The 253-nt window shown below is 52.2% G+C and carries 1 protein-coding gene; it reads left to right on the top strand.

The features are described 5' to 3' along the window. Positions 1-36: 36 nt before the first annotated feature. Positions 37-253: hypothetical protein (locus IV91_RS19430; RefSeq protein ID WP_233418507.1), on the top strand; the 217-nt coding region annotated here is incomplete at its 3' end.

The raw sequence follows: 253 nt of genomic DNA, 5'->3' as shown, positions 1-253 counted from the left end.
TTTGCGGGATGTGGTGCCCATGAGATCGTTACCGCGGTGGGTCTCGAACTATCCGATTTGTTCCCTGAAAAGCTGGAATTTTCCAGAGGACGAACGCCACGATTCCCGGCCCATGAGATTTTGATGAGATTGTCTGACGAGATTGAGATAGTGGCTCTTCTGCTCAGCAAGTGGGCTGACCCTGACCGTGACTGGATTCAAGAAGATTTCGAGCGCCTGATGCTTGCAAACGCTCGAATCCAGAACGGCGTCA

This window comes from Ferrovum myxofaciens (genome assembly GCF_000735045.1).
Lineage (GTDB): Bacteria > Pseudomonadota > Gammaproteobacteria > Burkholderiales > Ferrovaceae > Ferrovum > Ferrovum myxofaciens.
This window is presented reverse-complemented; position numbering and strand designations above follow the sequence as displayed.